Annotated in this window: 10 protein-coding genes; all 10 read right to left on the reverse strand. The window is 64.3% G+C overall.

Annotation, left to right across the window (positions count from 1 at the left end; all coding sequences use genetic code 11):
* On the reverse strand, nt 1-187 hold a 187-nt coding region (locus tag DNK49_RS22365; protein ID WP_424445306.1), incomplete at its 3' end, for an electron transfer flavoprotein subunit beta/FixA family protein.
* A gap of 28 nt (nt 188-215) precedes the next feature.
* On the reverse strand, nt 216-710 hold the full coding sequence (locus DNK49_RS22370) for a MaoC family dehydratase (protein ID WP_110530231.1): 495 nt from the start codon (nt 708-710) through the stop codon (nt 216-218).
* Nucleotides 710-2,497 carry an acyl-CoA dehydrogenase gene (locus tag DNK49_RS22375; RefSeq protein WP_110530234.1) on the reverse strand — a complete coding sequence of 596 codons (1,788 nt, stop codon included), beginning with the start codon at nt 2,495-2,497 and terminating at the stop codon, nt 710-712. Before DNK49_RS22375 ends, DNK49_RS22370 begins: the two co-directional genes overlap by 1 nt.
* Nucleotides 2,498-2,548: 51 nt before the next feature.
* Complete coding sequence (locus DNK49_RS22380; protein WP_243632483.1) at nt 2,549-3,046, reverse strand: acyl-CoA thioesterase; 498 nt, start codon at nt 3,044-3,046, stop codon at nt 2,549-2,551.
* Entirely contained in the window at nt 2,997-3,764 is a 768-nt protein-coding gene (locus tag DNK49_RS22385) for a 3-hydroxyacyl-CoA dehydrogenase (protein WP_110530237.1), read from the reverse strand. The genes DNK49_RS22380 and DNK49_RS22385 overlap by 50 nt, the downstream gene beginning before the upstream one ends.
* Before the next feature lie 13 nt (nt 3,765-3,777).
* The gene (locus DNK49_RS22390; RefSeq protein WP_110530240.1) at nt 3,778-5,037 is read right to left on the reverse strand and encodes a thiolase family protein; all 1,260 of its coding nucleotides are present in this window, start codon (nt 5,035-5,037) and stop codon (nt 3,778-3,780) included.
* A complete protein-coding gene (locus tag DNK49_RS22395) occupies nt 5,034-5,804 on the reverse strand; it encodes a crotonase/enoyl-CoA hydratase family protein (RefSeq protein ID WP_110530243.1) in 771 nt (256 codons plus the stop codon). Before DNK49_RS22395 ends, DNK49_RS22390 begins: the two co-directional genes overlap by 4 nt.
* An 18-nt stretch (nt 5,805-5,822) precedes the next feature.
* The gene (locus DNK49_RS22400) at nt 5,823-7,688 is read right to left on the reverse strand and encodes a feruloyl-CoA synthase (protein ID WP_110530246.1); all 1,866 of its coding nucleotides are present in this window, start codon (nt 7,686-7,688) and stop codon (nt 5,823-5,825) included.
* 26 nt (nt 7,689-7,714) lie between these two features.
* On the reverse strand, nt 7,715-8,854 hold the full coding sequence (locus DNK49_RS22405; RefSeq protein ID WP_110530249.1) for an ABC transporter substrate-binding protein: 1,140 nt from the start codon (nt 8,852-8,854) through the stop codon (nt 7,715-7,717).
* A gap of 144 nt (nt 8,855-8,998) precedes the next feature.
* Nucleotides 8,999-9,125 (reverse strand): ABC transporter ATP-binding protein C-terminal domain-containing protein (locus DNK49_RS22410; protein WP_481345655.1); only part of this gene is annotated, 127 nt, incomplete at its 5' end.

Consider the following 9,125-nt stretch of genomic DNA (forward strand, 5'->3'; position numbering starts at 1 on the left):
AGCTCACCGCCACCACCTCGGTGGCCACCCCCGCTTCCTTCAGGCGCACGGCTTCTTCCACCGCGATCTCGTCGAACGGGTTCATGCTCATCTTCACGTTGGCAATATCCACGCCGCTACCGTCCGCCTTCACGCGAACCTTCACGTTGTAATCCACCACGCGTTTGACCGGGACCAGAATCTTCATCTGTCGTTTCTCACTTGCAAGCTGATCGTCACTTCATTTTCTGCGCCATGTAGCGCACGATCAATCCGAATACTGCAACCGGCTTGTCGCCTCTCTCACCTTCCACCACCACATTCCAGTCCGCCTGCCCGCCCTCGGGCCAGGGCGTCCATCGTGCCAGGCTGATGCGCGCCCTCACCCGGCATCCGGCGGGTGCCGGCGACACGAAGCGCACGCGGTCAAGGCCGTAGATCACCGCCATGCCTGCGCCCTCGACCCGGACCACTTCCAGCATCGACGCTGCAGCGGCCGAAATCACCAGAAAGCCGTGGGCAATGGTGCCGCCAAAGGGTGATTCGGCGCGGGCGCGATCCACGTCCACATGAATCCACTGGCGGTCGCCCGTGACCTCGGCAAAACCGTCGATGACGGGTTGCGCCAGCGTCAGCCAGCGCCCGACCGCGACCTCCTTGCCAACCGCGCGCGCCAGTCCATCATGCAGATCGAGCTGCACCGCTTGCACACCGGAATCCAGCCGATCCATCAAAAAGCGCTGTCGTCGAAGCGGGTCAAGGCCCCGCCCGCCTCGCACACGGTCGCCGCGTGGGCTGCAGCCTGCGGGCCGACCGTCGCCAGATAGAAGCGGGCCAGTTCCACCAGGCTGGAATGGTAAGCAGCATCGCCCTCGCCTTCGACCAGCCTTCTGCGTGCCGCCTGCGCCGCGCGCGCCAGTTGCCAGCCACCGACCACCGTCCCCAGCAGGTACAGGAAAGGCACCGCACCGGCGAGCACATCGGCGATGCGATCCTGGCCATTGGCCAGCACCCAGTCGGTCGCCGTTTCCAGCGCATCCACGGTTTCGGCGAAGGCATCGGCAATGTCGGCAAGCGCTTCGTCTTCGCGCAGCGCCATGGCGGTGGCGCCGAGGTCGGCAATCAGTTCGCGCAGCGTTGCGCCATTCTCACGCAGGATCTTGCGGCCAATCAGGTCGTTGGCCTGGATGCCGGTGGTGCCTTCGTAAATGGTGATGATGCGGGCATCGCGGAAGAACTGGGCGATGCCGGTTTCCTCGACGAAACCCATGCCGCCGAACACCTGGATGGCCTCGTCGCAGACATCGTTGCCGATCTCGGTGCACCAACCCTTGGCCACCGGCATCAACAGGTCGACATAACGGCGGTACTTGTCGGCAACGGCCTTGTCCGCGCTGTAGTGGGCAAAGTCGAACCAGCCCGCAGCGGTGTACAGCAAGGCACGCATCGCCATGACCCGCGCCCGCATGCCCAGCAGCATGCGCTTGACGTCGGGGTGGTGGAGGATGGGCTTGCCGGATTCGCCGGTTACGGCGTCGCGACCCTGCACGCGGTCGCGGGCGTAGTTGAGCGCAAACTGGTAAGCACGTTCGGCCAGCCCTGCGCCCTGCACCCCAACGCCGAAGCGTGCCTCGTTCATCATGATGAACATCGTCTCCAGTCCGCGATTGGGCTGCCCCACCAGATAGCCCACTGCCCCGCCATTGTCGCCATAGCTGAGGGTGCAGGTCGGACTACCGTGGATGCCCATCTTGTGCTCGATGGAGATGCAGCGCACATCGTTCCTGTCGCCCAGGCTGCCGTCGGCATTGACCAGATACTTGGGTACGATGAACAAGGACAGCCCCTTCACCCCCGTCGGCGCATCGGGCAGGCGGGCCAGCACCAGATGCACGATGTTGGGCGTCAGTTCGTGCTCGCCGTAGGAGATGAAGATCTTCTGGCCAAACAGCCGGTAGCTGCCATCGGCGGCCGGTTCGGCACGGCTGCGGGTGGCGGCAAGATCCGAACCGGCCTGCGGCTCGGTCAGGTTCATCGTGCTCGCCCACTCGCCGCTGACCACCTTGTGCAGCCAGGTCTGCTTCTGCTCTTCGGTGGCGGCAATCAGCAAGGCCTCGGCCTGGCCGACGTTGAGTTGCGGCAACATGGTAAACGCCATGTTGGTGGAGAACCACATCTCCCACACCGGGGTGGACACCAGCTTGGGCAGGCCCTGGCCACCGAATTCGGTCGGCAGCGACAGGCCGATCCAGCCCGATTCGCTGAACTGGGTGTAGGCCTCCTGCCAGCCATCGGGCGCAATCACCTTGCCCTCTTCCAGCCGGCAACCTTGCTCGTCGCCCTGGCGGTTGATCGGCGCCAGCACGCCGGCCGCGAACTTGCCCGCCTCTTCCAGGATGGCAGCGACCAGGTCAGGCGAGGCGTCCTCGCAACCCGGCAGCGCGCCAACCGCGTCGAGCCCGGCCAGCTCCTTCAGGATGAACTGCATGTCCCGCAGCGGTGCGGTGTAGTCGAACATGATGGATGTCTCCTCGTCCCGATGCCTGTCGTGACTTTTTTCGGTTCGGGTTTATTCGCAGGCGGCGCGAATGTCCTCGGGGATCGGCACGGCCTTGATGCGCAGCGGATTCTCCGGGTCCTGGATGGCAAACACCCGCACTTCGCGGCCTTCGCACAGCACGGTGTCGCCGCGGCGGGCAACGTGGCGCATGACAAAGCTCTTGCCCCGCCACTCCTCGACCGAGGACTCGATCTCGATGTCCTCGCCGTAGGTGGCCGAGTTCATGAACTTGCCCTGCACGTCCACCAGCGGCGTGCCGATGATGCCGCGCTGGGCCTTGGTCTCGCGCCAGCTGGGGATGCCGCAAGCCGTGAAGAACTCGCGGCTGGAGGTGTCGAACCACTTGAAATAGTTGGCGAAAAAGACGATTTCCGCCGGGTCGCAGTCCGAAAACGCGATGCGCATGCGATAGATGTTGCTACGGGCCATGGTCGTGTCGATATCGGGTTGAAAGGGTTCAGCGTGGCGCCAGGCGCACAGCGCCGTCAAGCCGGATGGTTTCGCCATTGAGCATCACGTTGTCGACGATGCTGACCGCGAGCTTGGCGAACTCGGACGGCTCACCGAGGCGCTGCGGGAAAGGTGTGGCCTCGCCGAGCGACTTCTGCACCTCGGGCGGCAGACCGCGCATCATCGGCGTAATGAACAGCCCAGGCGCAATGGTCATCACCCGGATGCCGAAGCGTGCCAGTTCGCGTGCGATCGGCAGCGTCATCGACACGATGCCGCCTTTGGACGCCGAATAAGCGGCCTGACCAATCTGCCCGTCATAGGCAGCCACCGACGCAGTGTTGATGATGACACCGCGTTCGCCGTCGGCCTGCGGCGCGCCCTTGCTCATGGCTTCCGAGGCCAGCCGGATCATGTTGAAGGTGCCGACCAGATTGATCTGGATGCAGCGCGCAAAGTCGCCCAAAGGCATCACGCCATCCTTGGGCAGCACCTTGCCCGCGGTCCCCACGCCTGCACAATTGACCAGGCCCTGCAGGCCGCCGAAGCGGCTCAGTGCGGTGTCCACCGCGACCTTGGCGTCCGCCTCGTCGGCGACGTTGGTGCGGCAGAAGACGGCGCGCTCGCCCAGTTCCGCAGCCAGCTTCTCGCCCTGCTCGACATTGAGGTCGGCAATGACCACGCTGGCGCCCTGTGCATGAAAGGCGCGCACGGTCGCCTCGCCCAGACCGGAGGCGCCACCCGTGACGATGAAGGTATTGTTGTCGAATTTCATCTGCGGCTCCCGTTCAAGCGACGTTCTCGACCACGATCGCCACCCCCTGCCCGCCACCAGCGCAGGCGGACGACACGCCGAACTGCGCACCGGCTTCCTTCAGCTCGCGCGCAACCGTCGTCGTCAGACGCACGCCCGACGCCCCCAGCGGATGACCGATGGCGATCGCGCCACCGTGCACATTGCCGCGCTCGGGGTCGAAACCAAGCTCGCGCTGGCAGGCCAGGTACTGCGCACCAAAGGCTTCGTTGATCTCGATGCGGGCGAGGTCGCCGACGGTCAGGCCGGCCGTCTTTGCCGCGGCGCGGATGGCCGGCGCCGGACCGATGCCCATGATTTCCGGCGGCACCGCCACCGCTGCACCGGCCACGATGCGGGCCAGCGGTTTGACACCATTGGCGCGCACCCAGTCGCCACTGGCGACCAGCACCGCCGCGGCGCCATCGACGATGGCCGAGCTGTTGCCACCGGTCTGCACCCCACCGAAGGCCGCCTTCAACTTCTGCAGGGTTTCGAAGGAGGTCGCACGCACATGCCCGTCACGCTCGCAGCGTTCGGCACGGTCAGCCAGCTTGAGGCTGCGGCTGTTGTAGCCCTCCAGATCCCACTTGCTGTTGACCACGGCGCTGACTTCGCCGTCGAAGTAACCGGACTCCCAGCCTGCCACCGCGCGCGAAAAGCTCAGCTCGGCAAACCGGTCCACTTCTTCGCGGCTGATGCCGTAGCGCTTGGCCAGATTCTCCGCGGTGTCACCCATGCTGCCGCCAAACGAGGTGTCCTTGGTCGCTTCCCACAGGAAGTCGCGAAAATCCACCTGCCCCATGCGGAAGCCGGCACGATGGGTGTAAGCCGCAACCGGATTGCGCGACATCGACTCCGTCCCCACCGCCAGGGCCACCTTGGCCTTGCCCAGCTTGATCTGGTCGGCCGCAGTCAGGATGGCTTCGAAGCCGGTACCGCACAGACGCTGCACCAGCACGGCCGGCACATTGGGATTGACGCCGGAATACAGGCCGATCTGGCGCGGCATGAAGTAGGCATCGAAGCTGGCCTGCGCCATGTTGCCGGCAATGATGGCCTGCACCGCCGAGGCCGGAATACCGCTCTTCTCGAACAGGGCGCGGGCAGCGTAGATGCCGAGGTCGGTGGGCGAGACATCGCGCAGCACGCCGTTGTAGTCGGCAAACGGGGTGCGCTGACCGGCCACCAGCCAGATGTCGTCGTAGGAGGTCGTCAGTGCGGCAGCTTCGGATGCGAGATAGGGGTTGCTCATTTTTGGGGTCCCTTGCCTTTGCGGGTGAGGAAGTGGCCAATGCGCTCGGCCACTTCGGGGCTGGTCTGAGTCAGTGCGGCAGTCAGCGATTCGACAAAGAAGCCATCGTCGGTCGCCATGTTGTCGATGCGGGAGATCGCGGACACCATGGCCCAGTTGGCCATCGGCGCGTTCTCGGCGATACGGCGGGCCAGTTGCTGAGCCTTGGCCAGCGACTCGCCAGGGCCGACCAGGTAGTGGGCCAGCCCCAGGCGCAGGCCTTCGTCGGCATCCAGGATGCGACCGGTCAGCATCATTTCGCACATGCGGCCGGGGCCAATGATCTTGGCCACTCGAACCGAGGCGCCACCGCCGACAAAGATGCCGTGCCGGCCTTCCGGCAACTGATAGATCGTATTGGGCTCGGAAACCCGCACATGGGTGGCCGTCGCCAGTTCCAGCCCGCCGCCGATCACTGCGCCCTGCATGGCGGCGATGACCGGAATGCCGCCATTCTGGATGCGGTCGAAAATGCGGTGCCAGCCGCGCGAATGCTGCATCACCCCAAACGGCTCGCGATGCTGATGCTCGGAGAGATCCAGCCCGGCGCAGAAGTGATCGCCCTCACCCGCCAGGATGATGGCCCGTGTGCCCTCAGGAGTGGCGATCAGCGCCGCCTCCAGCGCTGCCAGCAAGCGGTCGCTGACCGCGTTGCGCTTGTCCGGACGCGCCAGGGTGATGGTATAGATGTTGTCATCGACCGAGGTCTTGACCAGTTGTTCGCTCATGCTCGTTTTCCTTGGGGATCAGAGTGCGGAGTGGACGGTGATCACCGTCTTGTCCACCACGTCTTGATACAGGTACTCAACCAGATCGGCGCGCCGGGTCAGCACCATGCGCTGGTTGATGTAGCCCTTGTCGGTGATCTCGCCCGCCTCCACCGACGGCGGCTCGGCCATCAGCAGTGCGCGCGACGGGTAGGTCGATGACCCGCCGCCGATCTGTTTCATCAATGCCATGCCCTGGCGCACGCGCTGACGCACAGCCGGGTTCATCAGCAGGTCGATCAGCGGCGCATCGGGCGGCAACTCGGGGCACAGCGTGCGGCACTCGGGAATATTGGGGAACACCAGGAAGCCGATCTCGTCGCGATCATGGCCGGTCACCACGATGTCCTGCGCCACCGGCTTCATCGCGTCGATGCCTGCGACGCGCAGCGAGCCGACATGCACCCAGGTTCCGGTCAGCAGCTTGAAGTCCTCCCCCACCCGGCCGTCAAACACCAGGCCCTTCTCCGGATGTGCCTCATCGACGAACTCGACCGCATCGCCAATCATGTAATAGCCCTCGTCATCGAAGGACTTGGCGGTGATGTCGGGCTGCTTCCAGTATCCGGGGAAGACGTTCGGCCCCTTCACCCGCACTTCCAGCTTGTCTGCCGAGGGCACCAGCTTGAGCGCGGTACCGGGGATGGGCACGCCGATCACCCCCGGGCGTTCGGCCTCGAAGTGGCAATCGGTGCACATCGGCGCGGTTTCGGTGGAGCCCCAAGACGACACCATGGTCACCTTGTGGCCAGTGGTCTTCTCCGACAGATCCTCCAGCGCCTCCCACAGGTGGTGCGGCAGTGCCGCGCCCGCGTAGAAGATCAGGTTCAGGCGGCTGAAGAAGGTCTCACGCAATTGCTTGTCCTCGCGCAGCAGCGGCACCAGCATGTCATAGGCGCGAGGCACGTTGAAATACACCGTGGGGGCGATCTCCTTGAGATTGCGCACCGTCTTTTCCAGGCCGGCCGGCGTCGGCTTGCCATCGTCGATCCAGATCGTGCCACCCCAGCGCAGGATCATGTTCAGGTTGTGGTTGCTGCCGAAGGTGTGGCTCCACGGCAACCATTCCACCAGCACCGGGCGATTCTCCCTCAGGAAGGGCCAGACCAGTTCCTTCGCCAGCTGATTGGAGCACAGCATGCGATGGGTGTTGATCACCGCCTTGGGCACCCCGACCGAGCCCGAGGTAAACAGGAACTTGGCGATGGTGTCCGGCGTGATGCGTGCAAAGGCCGCCATCACCGCAGCTTCGTCGGCCGCTACCTCGATCTCGGCAAACGGAATCGTGCCCTCGGTCGGCTGGCTGTTGCCACCGGCCACGACCACCCCATCGTGCAACTCGCGGATCGCAGCCAGGGCCGGCGCAAACTTTTCAACCGGGTCTGCGTAGATCACACCCGGGCGCAACAGCTCGATATTGCCCTTCAGTTTGGCGTGGTCCTTCGACATCAGCGAATTGCCCGACGAGATCGCCGACGACGGCACACCAATGTGCATCGCGGCCAGCATCAGCAATGCATGCTCGATCGAGTTGTCCGACAGGATCACCACCGGACGCTCGGCCGACAGGTTCTGGCCCAGCAACCAGGTGGCAATCGACACCACCCGGCGACGGGTTTCGCCCCAGCTCATCTTGCGCCACTCACCAGTGGCATCGCGTTCGGCCAGGAACAACGCATCCGGCGTTTCCGCCGCCCACTGCTCCAGCCACTCTCCAACACAACGCGCGTAACTGTCGGGAAGCGGAATCCCGGATCGCAGGATACGCGCCCCATCCTCTCGCGTTTCGACATTGACGACCGGCTTGGCGAACATCCGGTCGATGTCACGAATCACCTTGTCCATAGGATTCCTCTTCCCGTCCAGTCGTCTTACTTGGTCATCAGCTTGTAGGCGCCGTTTTCCACCTTGACCAGCACGCGTGCGCGCTCGTCATGGCCGAAATGGTCGGTCGGGCTCATGTTGAACACACCATGCACACCGACGACATCCTTGCTGCCTTCGATGGCATCACGCAACGCTGCGCGGAACTCGGCGGTGCCCGGCTGAGCCTTGGCCTTGGCGGCCGGCACGGCGGCGGCGATCAGTGCATAGGCGTCCCACAGGTGACCGCCCTGGGGGCCGAGCGAACCCGCACCGTACTTGCCTTCATAGGCGGTGACGTACTCCTTGATCGAGGCCTTCAGCGGATGGCTGTCCGGCAGTTGATCGCCAACGATGATCGGGCCGGTCACGAAGATGCCGCCTTCCAGCGCCTTGCCGCCCACACGCAGCACGTCACGGCCAATGGCGCCGTGGGTCTGGTAGATGCGGCCCTTGAAGCCACGCTCGACCAGCGTCGAATGGGGCAGCGCCGACGGCGTGCCCGACGCGACGATCAGCACCGCATCCGGCTTGGCTGCGACGATCTTGACCGACTGGCCCATCACCGAGGTATCGGCGCGGTTGAACTTCTCGGTGATCGCAATGGTGATCCCCTTCTCTTCGGCGGCCTTCTTCATCTCGGCCATGAAACTCTCACCGTAGGGGTCGGCAAAGCCGATCATGCCGATGCTCTTGACGCCGTTGGCAACCATGTCTTCGGCGATGGCGCCGGCCATGATGCCGTTGTGCTGGGGCATGCGGAACACCCAGTGACCTTTCTCCGGCGGCAGATTCATCGGCGCCAGGGCCAGCAGCGGGGTCTTGGATTCGACCGCGATTTCGGTCACGGCCAGCGAGTTGGACACGGTGGACGAACCGATCAGGACATCGACCTTGTTTTCATCAACCAGCTTCTTGGCGTTCTTGGAAGCCTGGGTCGGATCGGTCGCATCGTCGAGCAGGATGTAGTTCACCTTCTCGCCGGCAATGGTGGTCGGCAGCAGGGCCAGGGTGTTCTTCTGCGGCGCACCCAGAGCTGAAGCCGGACCCGTGGCAGAAACCGTGATGCCCACGTTGATGTCGGCCCAGGCCGGCAGCGAGAAGAGGGATGCCACCGAGACGGCTACTGCGAGTTTCTTGAGTTTCATGTTTCCTCCTAAGGATGGATGGCGGACACCATGTCCGCTGTTTCACATTGCCGGCGACATTGACTTGCCGCTCTTGTGCGTTTGCTGCCGTTATCCTTTACTGCTTCGTTTCATCTAAACGCCGGAGACACCCCCGGCACTGCATCAGGTCGCCAGCATTTCCTGATGCTTCCCGCCCAGACCGAGGTAGGCCTCGATCACCCGCGGGTCGTCCTTCAACTGCGCCGCCGGCCCCTCCATCGCCACCTGCCCGGTCTCGAGCACATAGGCG

Source organism: Parazoarcus communis SWub3 = DSM 12120 (assembly GCF_003226565.1).
GTDB lineage: Bacteria > Pseudomonadota > Gammaproteobacteria > Burkholderiales > Rhodocyclaceae > Parazoarcus > Parazoarcus communis.

Coding starts and splice junctions, on each gene's coding strand:
- DNK49_RS22370 (WP_110530231.1), bottom strand. CDS start 710: ATGGATCGGCTGGATTCCGGTGTGCAAGCGGTGCAGCTCGATCTGCAT.
- DNK49_RS22375 (WP_110530234.1), bottom strand. CDS start 2,497: ATGTTCGACTACACCGCACCGCTGCGGGACATGCAGTTCATCCTGAAG.
- DNK49_RS22380 (WP_243632483.1), bottom strand. CDS start 3,046: ATGGCGAAACCATCCGGCTTGACGGCGCTGTGCGCCTGGCGCCACGCT.
- DNK49_RS22385 (WP_110530237.1), bottom strand. CDS start 3,764: ATGAAATTCGACAACAATACCTTCATCGTCACGGGTGGCGCCTCCGGT.
- DNK49_RS22390 (WP_110530240.1), bottom strand. CDS start 5,037: ATGAGCAACCCCTATCTCGCATCCGAAGCTGCCGCACTGACGACCTCC.
- DNK49_RS22395 (WP_110530243.1), bottom strand. CDS start 5,804: ATGAGCGAACAACTGGTCAAGACCTCGGTCGATGACAACATCTATACC.
- DNK49_RS22400 (WP_110530246.1), bottom strand. CDS start 7,688: ATGGACAAGGTGATTCGTGACATCGACCGGATGTTCGCCAAGCCGGTC.
- DNK49_RS22405 (WP_110530249.1), bottom strand. CDS start 8,854: ATGAAACTCAAGAAACTCGCAGTAGCCGTCTCGGTGGCATCCCTCTTC.